Source organism: Pseudomonas sp. HMSC066A08 (assembly GCF_001813025.1).
Lineage (GTDB): Bacteria > Pseudomonadota > Gammaproteobacteria > Pseudomonadales > Pseudomonadaceae > Pseudomonas > Pseudomonas aeruginosa.
In genome coordinates, this window is sequence record NZ_KV811323.1 from 129,239 (window position 1) to 150,122 (window position 20,884).

The 20,884-nt window shown below is 64.9% G+C and carries 20 protein-coding genes, 1 tRNA gene and 1 pseudogene; 7 read left to right on the plus strand and 15 right to left on the minus strand.

Going from position 1 to position 20,884, the window contains the following annotated elements; genetic code table 11:
• Positions 1-13: 13 nt before the first annotated feature.
• From HMPREF2886_RS20180 to HMPREF2886_RS20190, 3 genes are all read right to left on the minus strand, one after another.
• Positions 14-1,681 (minus strand): acyl-CoA synthetase, encoded by a 1,668-nt coding sequence (locus tag HMPREF2886_RS20180; protein ID WP_070748183.1) that lies wholly within the window; start codon positions 1,679-1,681, stop codon positions 14-16.
• 143 nt (positions 1,682-1,824) lie between these two features.
• Positions 1,825-2,907 carry an AraC family transcriptional regulator gene (locus HMPREF2886_RS20185; protein ID WP_033978157.1) on the minus strand — a complete coding sequence of 361 codons (1,083 nt, stop codon included), beginning with the start codon at positions 2,905-2,907 and terminating at the stop codon, positions 1,825-1,827.
• A gap of 68 nt (positions 2,908-2,975) precedes the next feature.
• A complete protein-coding gene (locus tag HMPREF2886_RS20190; protein WP_070748184.1) occupies positions 2,976-4,670 on the minus strand; it encodes an AMP-binding protein in 1,695 nt (564 codons plus the stop codon).
• A 220-nt stretch (positions 4,671-4,890) separates the two neighbouring features.
• On the opposite strand from HMPREF2886_RS20190, the gene HMPREF2886_RS20195 reads away from it, so the two are divergent.
• On the plus strand, positions 4,891-5,583 hold the full coding sequence (locus HMPREF2886_RS20195; protein WP_003102512.1) for an MgtC/SapB family protein: 693 nt from the start codon (positions 4,891-4,893) through the stop codon (positions 5,581-5,583).
• A gap of 136 nt (positions 5,584-5,719) precedes the next feature.
• Positions 5,720-5,866 (plus strand): PSPA7_2676 family Cys-rich small protein, encoded by a 147-nt coding sequence (locus HMPREF2886_RS34625; protein ID WP_003090016.1) that lies wholly within the window; start codon positions 5,720-5,722, stop codon positions 5,864-5,866.
• Positions 5,867-5,905: 39 nt separating this feature from the next.
• Here HMPREF2886_RS34625 and HMPREF2886_RS20200 read toward each other — a convergent pair whose 3' ends face one another.
• Positions 5,906-6,448 (minus strand): DUF4946 domain-containing protein, encoded by a 543-nt coding sequence (locus tag HMPREF2886_RS20200; RefSeq protein ID WP_023106557.1) that lies wholly within the window; start codon positions 6,446-6,448, stop codon positions 5,906-5,908.
• Between the two features lie 317 nt (positions 6,449-6,765).
• On the opposite strand from HMPREF2886_RS20200, the gene srfA reads away from it, so the two are divergent.
• Positions 6,766-6,996, plus strand: coding sequence for a stress response facilitator SrfA (gene srfA / locus HMPREF2886_RS20205; protein ID WP_003090022.1), 231 nt, complete (start codon positions 6,766-6,768; stop codon positions 6,994-6,996).
• A gap of 71 nt (positions 6,997-7,067) precedes the next feature.
• Here the strand turns inward: srfA and HMPREF2886_RS20210 are convergent, their stop codons facing one another.
• Entirely contained in the window at positions 7,068-7,355 is a 288-nt protein-coding gene (locus HMPREF2886_RS20210; protein ID WP_033978151.1) for a type 4 pili assembly inhibitor PlzR, read from the minus strand.
• Positions 7,356-7,523: 168 nt separating this feature from the next.
• Between HMPREF2886_RS20210 and ctpH the strand changes: the two genes are divergently transcribed.
• Complete coding sequence (ctpH, locus tag HMPREF2886_RS20215) at positions 7,524-9,230, plus strand: methyl-accepting chemotaxis protein CtpH (protein WP_073648902.1); 1,707 nt, start codon at positions 7,524-7,526, stop codon at positions 9,228-9,230.
• Positions 9,231-9,356: 126 nt separating this feature from the next.
• On the opposite strand, the gene HMPREF2886_RS20220 is transcribed toward ctpH, so the two are convergent.
• Positions 9,357-9,869, minus strand: coding sequence for an anti-virulence regulator CigR family protein (locus HMPREF2886_RS20220; RefSeq protein ID WP_033978148.1), 513 nt, complete (start codon positions 9,867-9,869; stop codon positions 9,357-9,359).
• 315 nt (positions 9,870-10,184) lie between these two features.
• Between HMPREF2886_RS20220 and HMPREF2886_RS20230 the strand changes: the two are divergent.
• Positions 10,185-10,963: pseudogene (locus tag HMPREF2886_RS20230) on the plus strand (SulP family inorganic anion transporter); the annotation flags it as partial.
• Positions 10,964-10,972: 9 nt separating this feature from the next.
• Here the strand turns inward: HMPREF2886_RS20230 and HMPREF2886_RS20235 are convergent.
• The 4 genes from HMPREF2886_RS20235 to HMPREF2886_RS20250 form a co-directional block, all read right to left on the minus strand.
• Positions 10,973-11,800 carry a class I SAM-dependent methyltransferase gene (locus HMPREF2886_RS20235; RefSeq protein ID WP_033978147.1) on the minus strand — a complete coding sequence of 276 codons (828 nt, stop codon included), beginning with the start codon at positions 11,798-11,800 and terminating at the stop codon, positions 10,973-10,975.
• On the minus strand, positions 11,790-12,215 hold the full coding sequence (locus HMPREF2886_RS20240; protein ID WP_043548182.1) for a DUF1641 domain-containing protein: 426 nt from the start codon (positions 12,213-12,215) through the stop codon (positions 11,790-11,792). Before HMPREF2886_RS20240 ends, HMPREF2886_RS20235 begins: the two co-directional genes overlap by 11 nt.
• Before the next feature lie 22 nt (positions 12,216-12,237).
• A complete protein-coding gene (locus HMPREF2886_RS20245) occupies positions 12,238-13,425 on the minus strand; it encodes an NAD(P)/FAD-dependent oxidoreductase (protein ID WP_033978145.1) in 1,188 nt (395 codons plus the stop codon).
• A 199-nt stretch (positions 13,426-13,624) separates the two neighbouring features.
• Positions 13,625-13,834 (minus strand): hypothetical protein, encoded by a 210-nt coding sequence (locus HMPREF2886_RS20250; RefSeq protein WP_039027411.1) that lies wholly within the window; start codon positions 13,832-13,834, stop codon positions 13,625-13,627.
• 256 nt (positions 13,835-14,090) lie between these two features.
• Between HMPREF2886_RS20250 and HMPREF2886_RS20255 the strand changes: the two genes are divergently transcribed.
• The gene (locus tag HMPREF2886_RS20255) at positions 14,091-15,854 is read left to right on the plus strand and encodes a cyclic di-GMP phosphodiesterase (protein WP_039027412.1); all 1,764 of its coding nucleotides are present in this window, start codon (positions 14,091-14,093) and stop codon (positions 15,852-15,854) included.
• A 58-nt stretch (positions 15,855-15,912) separates the two neighbouring features.
• Here HMPREF2886_RS20255 and HMPREF2886_RS20260 read toward each other — a convergent pair whose 3' ends face one another.
• The 5 genes from HMPREF2886_RS20260 to HMPREF2886_RS20280 form a co-directional block, all read right to left on the minus strand.
• The gene (locus HMPREF2886_RS20260; RefSeq protein WP_033978139.1) at positions 15,913-16,320 is read right to left on the minus strand and encodes a hypothetical protein; all 408 of its coding nucleotides are present in this window, start codon (positions 16,318-16,320) and stop codon (positions 15,913-15,915) included.
• 134 nt (positions 16,321-16,454) lie between these two features.
• Positions 16,455-16,796 (minus strand): hypothetical protein, encoded by a 342-nt coding sequence (locus tag HMPREF2886_RS20265; RefSeq protein WP_033978137.1) that lies wholly within the window; start codon positions 16,794-16,796, stop codon positions 16,455-16,457.
• Between the two features lie 273 nt (positions 16,797-17,069).
• Positions 17,070-17,438 carry a PA-I galactophilic lectin gene (lecA, locus tag HMPREF2886_RS20270; protein ID WP_033978136.1) on the minus strand — a complete coding sequence of 123 codons (369 nt, stop codon included), beginning with the start codon at positions 17,436-17,438 and terminating at the stop codon, positions 17,070-17,072.
• Between the two features lie 409 nt (positions 17,439-17,847).
• Positions 17,848-17,934 (minus strand) — tRNA-Leu (locus tag HMPREF2886_RS20275).
• 113 nt (positions 17,935-18,047) lie between these two features.
• Positions 18,048-19,460, minus strand: coding sequence for an ATP-binding protein (locus HMPREF2886_RS20280; RefSeq protein WP_070748187.1), 1,413 nt, complete (start codon positions 19,458-19,460; stop codon positions 18,048-18,050).
• A gap of 76 nt (positions 19,461-19,536) precedes the next feature.
• Between HMPREF2886_RS20280 and HMPREF2886_RS20285 the strand changes: the two genes are divergently transcribed.
• Entirely contained in the window at positions 19,537-20,880 is a 1,344-nt protein-coding gene (locus HMPREF2886_RS20285) for a response regulator c-di-GMP phosphodiesterase, NosR family (RefSeq protein ID WP_057388695.1), read from the plus strand.
• The last annotated feature ends 4 nt before the right edge of the window (positions 20,881-20,884 follow it).

Consider the following 20,884-nt stretch of genomic DNA (forward strand, 5'->3'; position numbering starts at 1 on the left):
TTCTCCTGCTGAATCAGTTCGCGGCGGCCGCCCGTGGGGCCGCCTCGCGTTGCCGGGCGATCTCCTGGTTGCGCAGGAGAAAGCGCTGGATCTTGCCGCTGGGAGTCTTCGGCAGTTCCTCGAGGAACTCGATCTCCCGCGGGTAGGCGTGCGCCGACAGGCGCTGGCGCACGTATCGCTGCAATGCGTCCGCCAGTTCCGGCGTCGGCCGGTGGCCGGCGCAGAGCACGACGAAGGCCTTGACCAGTTCGGTGCGCTCCGGGTCGGGCTTGCCGATCACCGCCGCCTCCATCACTGCCGGGTGTTCGATCAGCGCGCTCTCCACATCGAACGGGCCGACCCGGTAGCCAGAGGTGGTAATGACGTCGTCGGCGCGGCCGACGAAGCTGATGCTGCCGTCTTCGTTGAGTTCGACGGTATCGCCGCTCAGGTAGTAGTCGCCGACGAAGGCTGCGGTTTCCAGGCCCTGGTAGCCGGGAAACCACATCAGCGGCGAACGCCGCCGGTCGAGGGCGAGGATGCCTGGCTGGCCGGGCGGCAGTTCGTTGAGATCGTCGTCCAGCACTACTACCCGGTGCCCGGGACAGGCGAATCCGGCGGCGCCGACCCGCACCGGATGCGCCAGGGCATGGTGGTTGCACAGCACCATGCCCAGCTCGGTCTGCCCGTAATGATCGTGGATGGTGGTGCCGAGCCTGTCGGCGAACCAGCGGATCACCTCCGGCGTCAACGGCTCGCCGGCGCTGCTGACCGCGCGCAGGCGCCCCTTCAGCGCAGTTTCCGCGGCCGCGCCGGCGGCCATCAGCAGGCGATAGGCGGTGGGCGATCCGGCGAGGTTGGTGATGCCGTAGTCACGGATGATCCGGCAGGTGCTTTCCACGCTGAACGGCCCTTCGTAGAAGGTGGTCGGATGGCCCATGGCAAGGGGACCGGCGACAGCGTAGTAGAGGCCGTAGGCCCAGCCCGGATCGGCGAGGTTCCAGAAGGCGTCCTCGGGGCGCAGGTCCACCGCCTCGCGCAGGTAGCCGACGAAGGCGAGGATCGCCTTGAGCGGCACCGGCACCGGTTTGGCCAGGCCGGTGGTGCCGGAGGTGAACATCATCAGGAACGGATCCTCGCCGCTGCGCGGAACCGGCTCGAATTCGGCCGGATAGCGCTCCAGCTCGGCCCAGAAGCTGAAATCGCCGCGACGGATGCCCTGCCCCTTCGCTCCGCCGACGGTGACGGCCAGAGGCGGATCGGCGAGTTCATCGAGCTTGTCGCGGTTGGCCGCATCGGTGACCAGCACCTTGCTGCCGGCGGTCGCCACGCGATGTTCGATGGCCTTCGGGCCGAAGGCGGTGAACAGCGGCTGGTACACCGCGCCCAGGCGCCAGGCGCCGAGGATGGTGACCAGCAGCTCGGGCGTGCGCGGCAACAGGCCGGCGACGCAATCGCCCGGGCGTACGCCCTGGGCCTGGAGGAAATTGGCGAAACGCCCGGAGAGCGCTTTCAGCTCGCTGAAGGTATAGCTGGCGCGACTGCCATCCTTGCCCTCCCAGAACAACGCGATCCGTCCCGGCAGGGCATGCCGGTCGCAGCATTCGACGCAGGCGTTGAGCGCCTGGAGCGTACCGGAAAGCGTGGCGGCGGCGGTCCGCTGCAAGTCGAACCCGGCGGCAGTGGTGGCGTAGTCGCGCATTGCAGGACTCCTCGGCTTGTTTTTGTATGGAGTAGCCGGAATCTTCACGCCGTGGCTGGCGCGGGGCAATGTCGAAAGGCTTCAATCTGCCTGAGCGGATTGGACAATCCGTGCTGGCTGCCTGCCCCGCCGAACCGTTCGCCCTATCGACGGCCGAGCGTTTCGGACAACACGCCTGACGATTCGGCCGACGCGGTTTCCGCCGCGACCTGCGCCCGGTACTGCCCGGGGGTCGAGCCGGTCCACTTCTTGAACGCCTTGTGGAACGCGCTGCCATCGGCGAAGCCCAGCTCCAGCGCCAGTTCGGCGAAATTCGCCGCGCCGGCGTCCAGCCGCGCGATGGCCAGGTCGCGGCGGACCTGGTCCTTCAGCGCCTGGTAGCTCTGCCCTTCCAGCGACAGCTTGCGGCGCAGGGTCGAGGGCGCCATGAAGAAATGCCCGGCGAGCGCGTCCGCGTCCGGCCAGCGTCCCGGCCGCAGGCTGCGCAGGTAGGCCTTGATCCGCGCCGCCAGGCTCTGCGGATCGCGATAGCGGACCAGGATGTTGGCCGGCGCGCCGAGCAGGAAGCGCCGCAGCTCCCGCTTGTCGCGGCGGACCGGCAAGGCCAGGCAGTCGGCATTGAACAGCAGGCGGCTGAGGGGACGGGAGAAACGCAGGTTGTCGCTGAACATCACCCGGTAGTCCTCGATGTAGTCCGGCTGCGGACAACGCAGGTCGATGGCCAGGATCGGGATGCGCCGGCCGACCAGCCAGCAGGCCAGGCCATGGGTGATCATCCACAGGGTGAAGTAGGACAGCGCTCGCCCGTACCGGCCCGGCGCCTCGTCGAGGACGATTTCCGCCAGGCCGCCGCGGCGCTGCAGGCGCGGCTGGAAGTCGTCGAACTGCAGGCAGAGGAATCGCAGGATGCCGGTCAGCGCCGGCTCCAGGGTCTGCTCGTGGATCGCGCAGCGGCTCATGAAAGCGAAGCTGCCACTCTTCAGGCGCCGCGCGTCCATGCCGAAGAACTCGTCGTCCATGCGCCGCGCGAGATCCAGCCAGAGCCGCGAATAGGCGTGCGAGGTGACCCGCGCGTAGGGTTTGCCGAGCAACTGCGGATCGATACCGGCGGCCTGGAGGACCTCCCCCTCCTCGCCGCCCTGGCGGCGCCACTCCACCAGCGCCTCGCCGACCAGGCGCACCGAGATGGTGCCCTTGGTGCTCGCCTGAGTCTCGTCGTTCTTCACCCGTCCCTCTCGCCTCGCTGCGCGCCGCCCGCCACCTTAGCGCAGGAGCGGGGCGCGGCTCCATCCTCTCAACCGCGACCCTCGCGCAGCGCGAGTAGGCGAATCTCTTCGATGCTGACCTCGCGCATGCGGAACTTCTGGATCTTGCCGGTAACGGTCATCGGGAACTCGTCGACGAACCTGAAGTGGCGCGGGATCTTGAAGTGAGCGATACGCGCCTTGCAGAACGCCCGCAACTGTTCGTCATCGGCGTGGTGGCCCGGATGCAGCTTGATCCAGGCGACGATTTCCTCGCCATAGCGTTCGTCGGGGATGCCGATCACCTGCACGTCGGCCACCGCCGGGTGAGTGAAGAAGAACTCCTCCAGCTCGCGCGGATAGATGTTCTCGCCGCCGCGGATGATCATGTCCTTGCTGCGCCCGACGATCCGCACGTAGCCGTTGTCGTCCATCACCGCCAGGTCGCCGGTGTGCATCCAGCGCGCCGGGTCGATGGCCTCGGCGGTGGCCTGGGGGTCGTTCCAGTAGCCGAGCATCACGCTGTAGCCGCGGGTGCACAGCTCGCCGATCTCGCCGCGCGGCACCAGCCTGCCCGTCTGATCGACGATCTTGCTCTCCAGCCTCGGCTGGGTGCGTCCGACAGTGGTCACGCGCAGCTCCAGGCCATCGTCCGGACCGGTCTGCAGCGACACCGGACTGGTCTCGGTCATGCCGTAGGCGATCTGCACCTCGGCCATGTGCATGTCGCCAATGACCCGCCGCATCACCTCGATCGGGCAGGTGGCGCCGGCCATGATTCCGGTGCGCAGGCTGAAAAGGTCGAATTCGCGACGGCGCGGATGATCCAGCTCGGCGATGAACATGGTCGGTACCCCGTACAGCGCGGTGGCGCGCTCTTCCGCCACGGCCAGCAGGGTCGCCTCGGCGTCGAAGCTGGGCGCCGGGTAGATCATGGTCGAGCCGTGGGTGACGCAGCCGAGGTTGCCCATCACCATGCCGAAGCAGTGGTACAGCGGCACCGGGATCACCAGGCGGTCTTCCGCGCCGAGTCCGAGGCTTTCGCCGACCATGTAGCCGTTGTTGAGGATGTTGTAGTGGCTGAGGGTGGCGCCCTTGGGGAAGCCGGTGGTACCGGAGGTGTACTGGATGTTGATCGGCTCGTCGAACTGTAGCGAGGCCTGGCGCTGGCGCAGTTCCTCGGCGTCCACCGCGGCGGCCAGCCCCGGCAGGCCCTGCCAGTGCAGGAAGCCCGCCGGCGCCCGCTCGGCCAGGCTGATCACGCCACGCAGCTCCGGCAGGCGCTCGCTGGCCAGTTCGCCCGGACGCGCCCGCGCCAACTCCGGCAGCAGGTCGCCGAGCATCGCGTGGTAGTCGCTGGTCTTGAAGGCGTCGGCGCAAATCAGCCAACTGCAACCGGACTGCTTGAGAGCGTATTCCAGCTCGCTGCTGCGGTATGCCGGGTTGATGTTCACCAGGACCGCACCGACCTTGGCGCTGGCGAACTGGGTAATGCACCATTCGGCGCAGTTCGGCGCCCAGATCCCCAGGCGCTCGCCGGGGCGCAGGCCCAGGGCGATGAAGGCGCGGGCGTAGGTATCGACCCGCTCCGCCAGTTGCCGCCAGCTGTAGCGCAGGCGTTGATGCCGCACCACCAGCGCCTCGCGCTCGGCATGACGCGCGACGGTGGCATCGAAGGCGTCGCCGACGGTGGTCGCCAGCAAGGCGACATCCTGGCGACCCGAGGTATAGCTCGGCTGATTCATGGCTTTCCCTTGTTGTGGTTGTTCTGGGAATGTCGCTGAACCGTCGTCCTGCGCCGCCAGGGCGCTACGACGGACACCGGCGAGCGGTGTCGGTGAAGTCGAAGAGCATGTTTACGTTAACGTAAAGGTAAACGCAAGGGGCTTGTCCGCCCAGGGCCGCCGGCCCCGGCGCGGCCCAACGGAACGGCGTACAATGGGCGGTTTTTCAAAGGAGCACAGCATGACCCCGGAAATCGCCATCGGCCTGGTGACGGCCCTCGGCCTCGGTGCGCTGGTCGGTCTCGAGCGGCAATGGCGACAACGCTCTTCCGGCATGGCCACCCACGCGATGGTCGCACTCGGCGCGGCCAGCTTCTCGATCCTGCCGCTGTTGCTCGACAACGAGGTCAGCGTGACCCGCATGGCGGCCCAGGTAGTCAGCGGCATCGGTTTTCTCGGCGCCGGCGTGATCATGCGCGACGGCCTCAGCGTACGCGGCCTGAGCACTGCGGCGAGTATCTGGAGCACCGGCGCGATCGGCGTACTGGCCGGCAGCGGTTTCATCCTGGCGGCCTGCATGACGACCGCGCTGATCGTCATCGCCAACCTGTTCCTGCCCGCTCTCGGCCGGGTGGTGGACCGCCACACCTCGGGCGAAGCCGAGCAGGAGCGCTTCTACCAGATCAGCGTGTCCTGCGAGGCGCGCAACGAAGCGCTGGTACGCATGCAGTTGCTGCAACGCATGGGCGACAACCGCCTGAACCTGCAGAGCCTGGAAAGCCACGCGCTGAAAGGCAGCGGCAACGTGGAAGTGAACGCCGTGGTGTTCACCCTGCACAAGGAGGATTCGCTGGTGGAACAGATGGTCGGCGAGCTGTGCCTGGCACCGCAGGTCACCGCCGCCAGTTGGGTGATGAATCCCGCCGCGGAATGAACCGGCGAATTTAGGTTGCCCATTCTAGACGCTTCGCCGCAGGCTTTTCCCACCTCCAGACAAGAACAAGCCGGAGTGAACCACACCACCACTGCCTGTTTCGTGGACGGGGCGAGCCGCCCCGCAGGGAGGAGTCATGCGCTTGCGTTGTTTCTTGCGAGGTTGCCGCTGGGACGAGGGTAGCCTGGTCACGGTAGGCCCCGACCTGATGCTGCGCCAACGTTGCCGGCGTTGCGGCGCCCATCGCTATCTCAGCGTCGAGGCGCCGCCCGAGGAAGCCTGAGCGACGCCGGCCGCGTCCAGGCGTCGGCCGGCTAGCCCTTCAGCGCAGGACCAGGCTGGCCCGGGTGCGCAGGTAGCTCTGCCGGTAGACCACGCTGTTGGCTGGACTGGCGGTATATACCAGGGAGTACATCGCGCGCTGTCCCAGGGCCATCGCCACTATCTGGGTCAACAGCACCTCGTTGCCCTGGCTGATCCGGCAGTGGGTCTCCAGCGATGCCAGGCCGCCGAGGTTCGAGCGGATCGGTGTGGTGCAGCGCGAGCCCAGCCCGGCCTTGCGATAGCCCGACTGGACGACATCGAAGACGCTCTGGAACTGGCCGTCGATCTCCACCGACTCCTCTTCCATCATCTTCAGGCTGAGCAACTCGATGCTGGCTTCCTTCTCGCCTCCCGGCCCGAGCTTGGTCGCCAGTTGCCGGGAGCCCAGTTGTTCCACGTCGCTGGCCTCGGGCGGGATGCTCTCGGTGATCACCTGCCAGCCGGCCGGCCAGTCGACCTCGGGCTGATAGCCACTGCTGGCGCAACCCGCCACAAGCCCCGCCACTACTACCAGCGCCAAGCCGGACGCCCTGCTTCTCATAGCATTTCCTTACTCGCAAAACCCATCGGAGGGAAAGGTCGGACCTGTCGCCATGGCGCCGTCCGCGCAGTCTCCGAGCCCATGGCGACAACGTTCCCAGCTTACCGGAGAGACGGCGAGCGCCAAGGCGCAAGCCTGAACAAGCTAGCCGACTTGGCGAGGAACGCACAAATTTCATCGGCTGGCGTACAGGTATGGGACATCGGTACCAATAGCGAAGTCGCGTAATCCGTCAGTTTTTTTGAATTTTTGCCATTGGAAAAAGTCTGTTCAGCGCAGCGTTTTTCCAAGTCCCATCCGGCCCGCAAGGAGAACCCATGGCTGAACCCCAGGACAAGTACACCCGGCGCACAGGCAGGACCTGGGCGGACGACCAGGCGACCTACAACCGTCTGCGCGAAGAAGCCGACGCCGCTCGCCAGAAGCTGCGCGAAAGCGGCTACAGCGGCGCCGAGTACGACCAGTTGCGTCAAGCCGCCTTCGATCTCAACCGCAAGGCCAACCAGTACTGGGAGCAGATGCTCAGCGACCTGCGCCAGGAAGACTGATCAGCGCCACGCCGGGAGACTGCCGCTCTCGGCCCGCCCCCCTCCACTCTTTGCGTGCTCCTGGCGTCGACTCACTCGGGCGCATCCGGGTAGTGCACCTCGTCCAGCAGGCGAAACCCCACGTTGTCGGCGTCCAGCGCGCTGAGCAGCTCGATCTGTCGATCGATGTCCTGGTTGATATTGGCCAACTGGCCGATGAAGGCATTGGCCGCCTGGCGGGTGCCAGGGTCGGAGCTGCGCGACAACTCGAAGCCGAGCTGGGTCAGGGCAGCGGCCAGGTGAGCGAGATTGCGCACACTCAACGAGTGCAACTGGCGGGAAACGGCCTGTTCATCCTGAACGGTGGGAGGGACATCCATGAGTCAGATCCTTCGACTGGCACAATGTGACATTCGTCACAGAGACTAACCCAAGCCCCGCAGAACATCCATGCCAGCTATTTCCCTTCGTCGGCTCTGGCCCGGCCCCTGCGTCGTCCTCAAGTTGTCAGATCCGCTGTCGATACTCTGCGAGCCGGAACACGCGCCATGCCCGCCTCGCCGGGCCACAGGGACGTCCTCGGCTGCCTCGTCGCAGCCTGCGTGCCGGTCCAACCTGGCAATCCATCGAGGCGTTCCATGCTGCAACAATCCCTACGTGCGCAAATCCTTGTCCTGCTCGGCGGCAGCCTGGCGGCGCTGCTACTCATAGCCCTGGCCTGCTTCGGCTCGCTGACCGGCGACGTACGCGCCTACCGCGAGCTGCTCGGCGGCCCCGTGCGGGCGGCGCAACTGATCGACGAGGCCAACCTGCAGTTCCGCGGCCAGGTCCAGGAATGGAAGAACGTCCTGCTGCGCGGACGCCAGACAGAGGCCCAGACGAAATACTGGAGCCAGTTCGAAGCCCAGGAGCGAGCGGTGCAGGACATCCTCGGGCGCCTGGGCAGCGTGGCCGAAGGCGAGTTGAAGGATCGTGTCGAGCGCCTGCGCGAAGAACACCGGCGACTCGGTACGGCTTACCGACAAGGCAGGCAACGGTTCCTCGAGGCGGGCGCCGACCCCATCGCCGGCGACCAGGCGGTGACCGGCATCGACCGCGCCACCACCGCGCAGATGCAGGCCCTGCGCGACGAACTGCACCAGGCCAGTGATCTCCGCTCCTCCGCCATCAGCGCGGAGGCCCGGCGCACCATGCTGCTCGGCAGCCTGGTGCTGATCGGCGCCAGCCTGGCCGTCGCCCTGCTCAGCCTGTGGCTGGTCAATCGCAACCTGGTCCGTCCGGTGCAACGCCTGATCGAGCACATCGCCCAGCTCAGCCATGGCGACTTCGGCGAGCGCATCGAGATCCGGCGCAAGGACGAACTCGGCAAGCTGGCCCTGGCCGCCAACACCCTGCGTGACTTCCTGGTGGACATCTTCGACCGGCTGCGGCGCAGTACCCGCGACCTGGACAGCGCCAGCGGCTCGCTGAACGCGATCGCCAGTCTGATGGCGGCCGGTACCCGCGAGCAGTTCAGCCGCACCGACCAGGTGGCCACGGCGATGCAGGAAATGTCCGCCACCGCCCAGGAAGTGGCGCGCTACGCCGGCGACGCGGCCAGGGCCGCCGACGAGGCGGACGACTCCGCCCAGCGCGGCGAAGACGTGATGGAAGAAACGATTCGCAGCATCGGCGAGATGCGCAAGGAAATCGACCATACGGTGGAGGTCATCCGCCGATTGGAAAGCGATAGCGGCAGGATCGGCAAGGTCCTCGACGTGATCCGCGGCATCGCCGAGCAGACCAACCTGCTCGCCCTCAACGCGGCCATCGAAGCCGCCCGCGCCGGCGATGCCGGCCGTGGCTTCGCGGTGGTCGCCGACGAGGTCCGCACCTTGGCGCAGCGCACCGCCGAGTCCATCGCCGAGATCCACCAGATCATCGATACCGTGCAGAACGGCGCGGTGAATGCCGCGCGCGCCATCGAAAGCGGGCAGTCGCGTAGCGAGGCCGGTGCCGAGCAGGTTGCCAACGCCGGCGCCATGCTGCGCCAGATCACCGCCGCGGTCGAATCGATCCGCGACATGAACCGCCAGATCGCTACCGCCGCCGAGGAACAGACCGCCGTGGCCGAGGACATCTCCCGCAACCTCACGGAAATCGCCTCGATCGCCTCCAGCAACCAGGAACAGGTGGAGCAGACCGAAGCCGCCAGCCGCGACCTCCACGGCCTCTCCGCGCAACTGGGCGATGCCCTGCAACGCCTGCGGGCCTGACCTGGGGTAAGTAAACGGCTTCCACGAGGTAAGGCGGACAGCCGCAACACGGTTATCCGCCACTCCAACGGGAGGTCATGGCGGATAGCGCTGTGGCGCTATCCGCCCTGCACAGCCAGGGTTCGATCAGTCGAGGACGTTGTCCAGCACCTCGTAGATCAGCCCGGTCGCCACCGCCACCAGCAGCAGGTCGGTGCCGGCCTGCATCCACTCGTAGCCGTCGTAGTGCGGCAGGCGGCCTAGCAGGCGGCCGTCGAGTTTCTTGGCGATGCCGGGCGGCAGCGGCTTGCCGCGCGCCAGGTTCTTCTGGATGCCGGGCGGCAGGGCCGGCCCCGGGTTCCAGTAGCCGCGGTTGTCGCCGAGGATCACCCGTACCCCGCCGACGTCGATACGCGGCCCCGAGTCCCAGTTGCCGCCGCCGTTGCCCTTCTGGCCGGCGCCGCCGCCCTTGTTGCCGGGGCCGCCATGGTTGTCGTGGCCACCCTGGTTGCCTTTGTTGCCCTTGTTACCCTTTCCGCCGTCCACCTGGTTACCGTGCGGGTTGCCCTTGCCATTGCCCGGGTCAGCCAGGACGGCAGGCGTACCGCCGATCAGGGACAGGCTCACGACCAGCGCGAGCACAGAACGAGTGTTGAACATGATGATGTTCTCTCCATGCGAGGACGATCCCTCGATAGCTTAGAACCGTTTCGCTTGTTTGGTTCCATGCCGTCGATCGCGACGCAACCCAGGGAAAGCCCGAGCTGCAGGCTTGGTCGAATCGGCTATTGCCGCTCCCTGCAAGCGGCTACCCGCTACTCCCCGATGACCTGGCTGCCCACTCCGCCATAGCCATGCCTGCCCCTTCCGGTCACGGTCCGAACGACCGTGGCCAGCATTCGTTCGCCTGAACGCCTGTCATCATCCCTTGTTTTTTCCAATGCCATCCCGCGGCCCTGGGTATCCCGATGCTACATCGGCTGGCCGGTCTACGCGATGACCGCCGCGGGCCTGGCTATCGTCTACGGCTTCCCACACCTGCCACGGCCCTCTCCGCTGGTATGCATCCTGGTCCTCACCGGCGTATCCATCTACCTGGGCCTGGACATCCGCACCATCGGCGACATGGGCCAGTTGCCCGACAGCCTGCCGCTGTTCCTCTGGCCGAACGTGCCGCTGAACCTCGATACCCTGCTGATCGTCCTGCCCTACTCCCGCCGCCCATGGCGGCCCTGGTGGCGGTGATGATCATGGTGTCCATCGGCACCTTCCGCTGGGAGTCGGTCCGCAACCTGAAGCGCTACCCGCTATCGACCAACCTGGTCATGCTGGTGACGGTCGGCGTGGTCCTCGCCACCCACAACCTGGCCTTCGGCGTGGTCTCCGGCGTCCTCCTGGCCTCGCTGTTCTTCGCCAACAAGATCGGGCACTACCTCGCTGTCGAGAGCGAACGCTCCGCCGACGGCAACCGTCGCCACTACCAGGTAAGCGGACAGGTGTTCTTCGCATCGTCCGGCAGGTTCGTCGCCGCCTTCGACCTGAAAGAGACGCTGGAGCATGTGCTCATCGACCTGCGCCACGCCCACCTGTGGGACGTCACCGCCGTCGCGGCACTGGACAAGGTAGTCCTGGGCTTTCGCCAGCGCGGCATAGAGGTCGACGTGCTGGGCCTGAACGCCGCCAGCACGGCCCTGGTCGATCACTTCGGCGCCCACGACAAGCCGGGCGCCGTGGACATTCCCTCCGGTCACTGAAACGCCCGTTCAGCGGCCGAGACTGGCGACGATGAATACTCGGCGGAACGGGAACAGCGTTCGTCCATCCAGCTCCCGAGGATAGTGACGGTGCAGCAGCTCCAGGTAACGGTCGAGGAAGCGCCGGCGCGCCTCCTCGTCCAGTTCGCCGAGCACCGGACGCAAGGCGGAAACCTTGATCCAGTCGAAGATCGGATCGTTGCCGTCCACCACTTGCAGGTACTCGGTCTCCCAGATGTCCAGCTCCGCCGTCAGCGGTGCCAGTAGCCGGTAGTAGTTGTCCAGCGACAGCACATTGCGTTGTTGCAGCAGGTAGCGCAACGCGGGACTGCCCAGCGGGGCGCCGCCGGGGCCCGCACTGTCCAGCGCATCGAGCATCAGGCGGTACCAGGAAGCATCGCGCCAGTTCGGCATGTGCGCCGCCAGGCAGCCCCCCGGAGCCAGTTGCCGCAGCAGGCGCGGCAGCAGCTTGCCGTGATCGTCGAGAAAGTGCAGTACCGCCGCTGCGAACAGCAGGCTGGCAGGGCGCTCAGCGCACCAGTGGCGCAAGTTGGCGCGTTCCCAACTGGCCTTGATCGGCAAGCGAGCGGCCTCCTCGAGCATCTCCACGGAGCTGTCCACGCCATGCAGTTCGGCCAACGGCCAGCGGCGGGCAAGCAGTTCGGTGGCGATGCCGGTTCCGCAGCCAAGATCGTAGATCCGCTCCGGACAGCACAGTTCGATGTGGTCGAGCAACTCGACCACCGGCCGCTGGCGCAACCGGGCGAACTGCATGTAGGCGGAAGGGTTCCAACGCCCCTCGAGATCCGCACGATCGCGGAGAAGGTCACGCACCATGGGCAACCTCCTGCTCCGCGGCGAGCTGACGCCCCAGGCTGCGCAAGCTACCCAGCACAAGAACCAGGCCGCGCCGGGTATCGGCGTCGCGCAGCAACCGCAGCAGGTCTTTCAGGCTTGGCGACTGCTCTAGGAGCAGCTCCGCCCTGGCCACGCGTACCGCGTTGCCGACCGACCAACCGACGCTGGTGACCTGCTCGAAGAGCAGCGCCAGCTTGTCCACCATGGCCGGGTCCAGCAGATCGACGATATCCGAAAGCAGTGACAGCAGATCCACCAGGTTGTCCAGGCGGTGTCCCTCGATCAGCGGCTGCAACTTGACAGCCAGGGCCTGGAGACTCTCGCGGGTCTGCTCGGGAAACAGAGTGGTATCGGCCTGCGCCTGCGACGCGCATGGCTGCTGATGGCTATCCATGTCGGCTCCTCCCCGTGCGGGGTCAAAGCATTCCACGGGCTACGGCCCAGTACAGGCCGCGATTGAAACCCTGGCGCAACAACCCGCCAAGCTTGGTCGGCGGGGTCGGCTGTACATCGTGCCGATAGTCGTACCAGAGCGGCATTCCAGCGTTCAGGCCCATCTGCGCGACAGCCTGGACTCTCCCATCGTAGATCGCGCAGGGCTTGCCGAGACGAACCTCGGCAGCGATGTTGCTGGCGACTACCGGCGCCTGGTTGTGACAAGCCCCGCCCGCCTTGCTCACCGGCAGGTCGACGGTATCGCCCAGGGTATACACCCGGTCGACGCCGTACACCTGCAAGGTTTCATGGTTCGTCGGCAACCAGCCTTCGTCGGCGGCGGCCTGGGACAGGCCGCACTCCCTGACCGCATCCACGGCGTGGATCGGCGGTGTCGCCATGAGCAGGTCGAACGGCTGTTCGTCGCCCTCCTCCGAATAGGCGATGCGCCGGTCCGGGTCGACCCTGGTCAGGGTGAAACCGCGCTGGAAACGGATGCCGCGCTGCTCGAACAGGCTCGGCAGGATTTCGCAGGTCGGTCGTTGCAGGAACAGGCAATTGCGCAGCAACTGGGCCGTGGTGGGATAGGTGTAGACGATCTCGACACGTTCGCGGACGCCCCGGCGGCGCAGGTAGTCGTCGAGCATCAGGGTCGTCTCCACAGGCGCGATCCCGCACTGGTGGGGCACATTCGGCGTCCTCGGGAAGCTCACCGTGATGAATACCCGCCCCGACTCCAGGCTCGCCAGCCGCTCGGCCAACCGACGGGCCGGCTGGTACTGGTAGAAATGGTCGCCAGCCTCTTTCAGCCCCTCGATGCGTTCCGGAGCCGGCACGCAACCCGTGGCGATCACCAGGTAGTCGTAGCCATGGCGCCTGCCGCTGCGGGTTTGCAGTTCCTGGCGAGCAAAATCGAAACGCTCGACCCGGTCGACCTGGAACGCCACTTCCGGCCGCAGCAGCGATCGTTGCGGTCGCTTCAGATCCTCGAGGAAGAACTGCTCGAAGGCCACGTACATGAAGGCGGGCTTGTAGTAATGATCCGGCGAGTCGGAAATCAGCAGTACCTGCACCTCGCCGCCGAGTATCTCCGGATAGAGCCGGACCACCAGCTGGTTGGCGAGCATGGTGCCGCCCACCCCTCCACCGACGATGACGATTCGTTGCATGACTTCTCCTTCACCCTGAGGAAGCCATGGGTATATCTAGATGAACCGGGGGATTAGGCAAGCACGGATTCGCCACGGAAACAGGGGAAATCCGGAAACTTCACCCTGCTCAGGCATTTGCCTGCGAAGACCCGCCGCCTACCAGAACTGGCAGGGGAAAACGACGGGAATACAGCGCTGCCTCGCTGACGCCTCGTGTCTAGCGCCTAGACCGGGCGAGCGCCCGGAACGTATCGAACGCCAGCACCAGCACCAGCATCGGCATGAGCAACGGGACGAGTGCGGACATGGCGTCCTGGTAAGGCCGCCCCAACCACCACAGGACGAGGCTGGCGCCGCCGATCAGCAGGACGACGAGAAGGATGACGAACTTGCAGAGACGCGAGGCGAAGGAGAGCGTGTCGGACATGTCTTTTCTCGGTGGAAGCATGTGCGACCGTTTTAGCGAGCGATGGTACCGGTCGATATAGGAATAGTCCGATTACCAAGTAATCGATTTCGCAGAGCTGGCATCAACGTCGAAGACCGTACCGGCATGACCGCGATCAACCACCATGCCCTTTCATCGCTGCAATCTGGGAAAAGAGCCCGCGCCCCACGAAATAAAGGCACAATGACATCATTGATTGCCGATGCACGACATCGCAGTAGCCCAGGAGTCCAGCATGGCAACCCCACCCAATCCCGCGAACGAGCATTCCAGGCAAACCTACGTCGACCAGCTCGGATTGCTGGAAGAAGGTGCGGACGAGGTATTCGAGGAAATCCTCGCCGCCGCTACGTCTTACTTCCAGACGCCCATCGCGCTCATTTCCATCCTCGACCACCAGCGCCAGTGGTTCCGCGCGAGCATCGGCCTCGATATCCGGCAGACGCCGCGACGGGATTCGTTCTGCGCCTACGCGATCCTGGGCAAGGGAGTCTTCGAGGTGGCCGACGCCACCCTCGACCCGCGCTTCCGGGACAATCCCTATGTGCAAGGCGAACCGCGCATCCGCTTCTACGCCGGTGCTCCGCTGGCCACCGCGGAGGGCCTCAACCTCGGCAGCCTCTGCGTCATCGACCGGGAACCACGCGGGCCGCTGGCCGAGCGGGACATCGCCATGCTCGAGCATTTCGCCCGGCTGGTGATGGCCCGTATCCATACGCTGCGCTCGACCAACTACATCGACGAGCCAACCGGCCTGTACAACCGTCTCCGCCTGCAGGAGGACGTTTCCCTGCGCCTGCAGCGCGACGGCGCCCTCACCGTCATCGCCGCCGACCTCCTGCCCCTCGCACTGCTGAATACCATCATCCGTACGCTGGGCTATCCCTTTTCCAACGACCTCATGCTCGAGGCGCGCGACCGCATCCGCGCGGAACTGCCGGATTTCACCCTCTACAAGATCAGCCCGACGCGCTTCGGACTGCTCCTGCCACGGCAGCAACAGGAAGAAACCGAGTCGGTCTGCCTCCGCCTGCTGCGGGCCTTCGAAAGCCCTGTCGTATGTCGCGGGATCCCGATCAAGGCCAACGTGGGCCTCGGCGTACTACCGCTTGCCGACGATCCCCTCGACGGCGACCAGGACTGGCTGCGCCTGGTGGTCAGCGCGGCCGACGACGCCCGCGATCGCGGTGTCGGCTGGGCCCGCTACAACCCTCCGCTGGACCAGGCCCAGCAGCGTGCCTTCACATTGCTGACCTCGCTATCCCAGGCGATCGGAACCGAAGAAGGCTTCCATCTGGTGTATCAGCCGAAAATCGACCTGCCGACAGGCAGGTGCACGGGCGTGGAAGCGCTGCTGCGCTGGCGGCACCCGCAACTCGGCTTCGTCAGCCCCGCCGAGTTCGTGCCCCTGGCGGAGAAAACCGCACTGATGCGCCCCCTCAGCGACTGGGTGCTGCGCCATGCCATGGCCCAGCTGGCGCAATGGAACGCACGGAACATCCCGCTCAGGCTGGCGATCAACGTCTCGGCATCGGACATGGAAGACAGCAGTTTCCTGGAAGAGGCCGTCGGACTCGCCAAAACCTACGACATCGACCTTTCCGCCCTCGAGCTGGAATTCACCGAAAGCGTACTCATCCGCGACGCCTCGGCGGTCGGCTCGGTGCTGCTGCGTGCCCGGGAGCTTGGCATGGGCATCGCGGTGGACGACTTCGGCACCGGCTACAGCAACTGGACCTACCTGCGCGATCTGCCGATCACCGCCATCAAGCTCGACCAATCGTTCACCCGCGACCTCGCCGGCTCGCCGAAGGCGCAGAGCGTCACCCTGGCGGTGATCGGCCTGGCCAGCCAGTTGGGTTATCGGGTGGTCGCGGAAGGCATCGAGACCCACGACACCTTCCACCTGTTGCAGGCCTGGGGCTGCCACGAGGGCCAGGGCTATCTCATCGCCCAGCCGATGCTGCCGGAGCAATTGGAGGACTGGCTGCGGCGCTAGCCGACGCAGGCACGTGGAATGGGCTGTACGAGCATGCTCGCCAGCCTCAGCGCGTCGCTCAGGGACTGGCGAGCAAGGCCCAGACCAGATAGATCGAGTAAAGGGTCAGGAGTATCAGTGCCAACGGCACCGCCCTGCTGGCATGGCGCGCAACCACCCAGCGGGAATTGCGCCCGCAGCGCCAGACCACGACGAGGCTGAGGCACAGGTAGGCCAGCCTTACCAGCTCGACACCGACCATTCCCCACAAGGTCAGGGCCACCGCATGTTCGCCGGGAGCTTCCTGCATCAGCGGATCGACAATGGTCACCATCGCCTGTCTGGCAGCGATACTGAGCAGTACGAAACCCGCGGCGAAGAACAACCAGAATGCTTTCCACAGCGGCTGTCCGCCGGAAAGGAAGCCTCCCGCAGCAGGCTTCCCATCGGCGAGGTCTGCGGACGGCGTCTTGTATGGGTGTTCCATGCCCTGCGTTCTCCCTGCAAACGGACACCCTAGCATATCCCGAGCCGCTCGCTTCCCTCAGCGCGGAACGCCTTCCGCTACACCTCGCGGCGCTCCAACGCCCAGGGTGTGCGGCCGGCAGTCCGACGGCGTCTCTAGCGCGGGCAGGAGACCTGCGCACCTTCCACCTTGCGGATGTGATCGCGATAGGAACCGGAAACCAGGATCGATTGCGTACTGCCCTTCTCGCTGAGAATGCCATCGCAACTGTAATCGCAGCCAAGCTCGATGCTGAGGCACACATCCTGCCCCTCGAAACGGTACAGGTTGGCGGGCCATCCCGAACAATCGTACAGGCCTGCGCCAGGGCATTCGACGGCTTCGAGCCTTCCGGCAGCGACGATGGTCGAACCTGCCATGTCCTTGAGTTCTTCCGCGGCACCAGCGGCAATGGAGAAGAGAACGGGAAATACAACCAGGGAAAGTCGGCGGGGCATCGGCTTCGGTACTGTCTGTTATGTGGAGGGAATTCTGAATCGGGTGAGGAATCGATATTCCCGTTCAGACCGAAGGGCGTTAAAGCAGTTCCCGTCCCCCTCGCACGATTTCCCGGGACCGCGAAAGTCCCACGGGATCGATACCATCACCATTGATAATCGCAACTGCGAAACTCTCTGCCTGTCTGTTTATAACGGACCAGGCGGGCAAACGTCACTTTATCGAGATTTTAAAAAAGAGCCCTTTAGGGCTCTTTTTTCGGACACAGGTGATCAGGACTGATCCTTTCCAATACTGACACTGAACGATCCGGAGTTGTTGCCATAGGTTCCGGGCACATCGTTGTAGACAAGGGTAATTGCACCCTGGACATTATTGGGTGCCACCCAACGGAACAACCCGGTATTGACCGGAATAGTTCCGCTATTGCCAATCTTCATGACCAGTGCGCCACAAAACGCATCGTGGCAGATCAGCCCTTGGTCCGGATGCTCCCGATCGCCCTGCGGCCCCCATTTCTGGGTAGGTCCATAACTGGCCCAACCGGCGGCGACGATGGTAATTACATCGCCGGGATTATAGATAATCGATGTTACCTGCCCTGCTTCGTTATTAGCCAGAACCTCACCTTTCCAAGCCATGATGAATCTCCGATATGAATTCCTGTTCATAGACGAAAGAGGCGAAAAACCCTGATTCGCGATCCTTCGCTGTCAGCAAAGCACAGCCACCAGAAAGTACCGCCTATCAATTCATACAGGAGAAAATAGAATAATTCCGCCAGTGAATTGAATATATTCGGAAAGGAAATTAAAAAGCAGGAAAACAAGATAACGAAAAATCAAACTTTCAAGTCAACTACTTTAAACGGCACAAACACTCCCACTCGCCAGACAGGGCGAACCCTATACGGAGCCGCAGTAGAATGAAACGCCTCCAAGGCCGAGGAGGAAAAGAAGGCAACGTCGACTCGTTGACTGCCGCGAGATTGCGGGCCAGAAGAAAATCGGGGAAGGAACGCAGAAATCGGCTGAACGCCAGGAAACACGATGGTGCCCGGAGCCGGGGTCGAACCGGCACGGGGTTACCCCCGAGGGATTTTAAGTCCCTTGCGTCTACCGATTTCGCCATCCGGGCAGGATCTCGCTTCAAGTGAGCCGGCAACGGGAACCAAACCGGCATCCCAACCCGAGACCCACCCCAAACGGTAGATAAATCATTGTCTTACGTTACCCTAGCCGGCGCAACAGTTAATTTCCGCGGGCTCCGCCCGAATTCCCGGGCGACTCCAGCGGAAGCACGATGCGGAACGCGCTGCCGACTCCCGGCTGGCTGCGTACCTCGATGGTGCCGCCATGCTTCTGGACGATGCCGTAGGAGAGCGACAATCCCAGTCCGGTCCCCTTGCCTACCGGCTTGGTGGTGAAGAACGGATCGAAGATGCGCGGCAGGATCTCGGGAGAGATGCCCTGCCCCGAGTCTTCCACCTCGATCCAGGCATGCTCCACGGTATGCCCCGTACGAATCACGATGCGCCCCCGCTCCGGCCCCATCGCCTGGGCCGCGTTCATCACCAGGTTCATCACCACCTGGTTGATCTGCGAGGGCAGGCACTTCACCTCGGGCAGATCGCCGTATTCGCGGACCACGTCGGCCCGGTACTTCAGTTCGCTGGCGACGATATTGAGGGTCGACTCGATCCCCTGGTGCAGATCGGTCCACTGCCAGTCGTCCTCGGCGTCGACGCGGGAGAAGTTCTTCAGATCCTGGACGATCTTGCGCACCCGCCCTATTCCTTCCCTGGATTCGCGCAGCAACACGGCGACATCCTCCTTGACGAAGGCCAGTTCGACCCGCTCGCCGAGCTGCTCCAGGCGTCTTGCCAGCGCCTCGTCGCGGATCGCGGGGCGAGCCTCTTCATAGGCTTCAAGTACCTCCAGCAAACGCCTGACGTGCTCCTCCAGGGTGGTGTAGTTGGAGGAAACGTAGCTGATGGGGTTATTGATCTCATGGGCGACGCCGGCGGCCAGGTGGCCGATCGAGGCAAGCTTCTCCGTCTGCACCAGTTGGCTTTCCAATTCCTTGCGCTCGCCGATCTCTTTCTCCAGCGCCTCCTTGGCCTGGCCGACTTCCCGGGTGATCTCCTGAATGGCAGCCTCCATCCGGCTCATCTGCAACTGGAGGTGAGCCGTCACGTTCCACTTGGCGCTGAGGTTGCCGGCCATCTGGCGGACCTCCTGTCCCTGCAAAGGCAGGCCGAGGAGCAGCAGGCGCTCTTCCGCGGCCCACGGCGCCAATAGCGGAAAATCGGCGGGAGGCGCATGCACCACGACCTGCAAGCGGGAGTCGAGACGCCAGAACCGCTCGAGAACGGGAATATCCTCGCCTACCGACGGCCTCCCGAAGAAGACCACGGCATACGGCGCATCGGCCTGGAGGGCCGAGCGTATCCGTTCCAATGCCTCCTCGGCGCTTCCCGCCGTATCCACCTGGTAGCTCCGCTCAGGCGCCACGGGAGGCGATTCGGCCCCTAGGGTTCCCTGCAACAACCCGCATACACGGTCTCGATCTGCCTGCCGCTCATCGATCACCAGCAAGCGCCGGTTCCTGATGGGTAACGTCTCCATGATCCGCACCTCCGCTCGCCCAGCCGCCGCGTGCATGCCCCTCGTCCAGGCCAGACTCGGACTATGCTTGCCTGAAGCATTCAGGCAAAACTCACCCGGTGGACAGACACTCATGAACGATAGCGCACCTCCTTCCAACGAGACGGAGATCCGCTTCAGCGTGCTGCTGGTCGACGACGAGCCGCTGATCCTCAGCAGCCTGCGCCGTCTGCTACGCAACCAACCCTACGACCTGTTGCTGGCGGAAAGCGGCGAACAGGCCCTGCAACTGCTGGAAAGCCGGGCCGTGGACCTGGTGGTGTCCGACGCCCGCATGCCGAACATGGACGGCGCCGCCCTGCTCGCGGAAATCCATCGCCGCTCCCCGGAAACCATTCGCATCCTGCTCACCGGCCATGCCGACCTGCCGACCATCGCCAAGGCCATCAATGAAGGGCGCATCCACCATTACCTGAGCAAGCCGTGGAACGACGACGAGTTGCTGCTGACCCTGCGCCAGTCGCTCGAATACCTGCATTCCGAGCGCGAGCGGCGGCGCCTGGAGCGACTTACCCAGGAGCAGAACGACCGCCTCCAGCAACTCAACGCCACGCTGGAAAAGCGCGTTCAGGCGCGCACCGCCGAGCTGCAGCAGACCGCCGACATGCTCGACCTCGCCTATGAGGAGCTAAAGCGCAGCTACGTGGTCGGCACCGAAGTCTTCTCGCTGCTGGTCAACCAGCGCCTGCCCAAGGACAAGCAGACCAACCAGCAAATCATCGAACTGGTCCGCGCCTGCTGTGCCGGCGGCCTCGTCGACGAATCGGATGGTCGCGACCTGGCGATGGCCGCGGCGCTCTACAATATCGGCAAGCTGAGCTGGAACGACACCCTGCTCAGCTCGCCCTCGGACCTGCTCTATCACCACGACCGCGATCGTTTCCGCGGCTACCCGGAACTCAGCGAGTCGCTGCTGATGTCGCTGGAACCGATGCAGGACGCCGCCCGCCTGATTCGCCATCACCAGGAGCACTGGGACGGCAGCGGCTATCCGGACCACCTCAAGGGCGAGGCCATTCCCCTGGGTTCGCGCCTCTTGAAGCTGGCGGTGGATTTCGTCGAGCTGCAGCGCGGGCTGATCCTCGAACGGCGCATGAATCGCGACGAAGCGCTGATGTACATCCGCAAGTACGCCGGCCGGCTGTACGATCCCGAGCTGATCGAGCCGTTCATCCAGGTCTGCGCGACGACCCTTGCCGATGTCACCCTGGCCGATCCGCAAGTCCGCGCCCATGGCACCCGCGACCTGGTTCCGGGCATGGTGCTGGCGCGCAACCTCACCGCCAACAACGGCATGCTGCTGCTCAACGCGGGCAAGGTCCTGAACCTGGCGCTGATCGAGAAGCTGATCGCCTTCGAAGCGATCGAAGGCGCACGCTACACGCTGTTCGTGCGCCTCCCGGAGTCGGCGACCTAGGCGG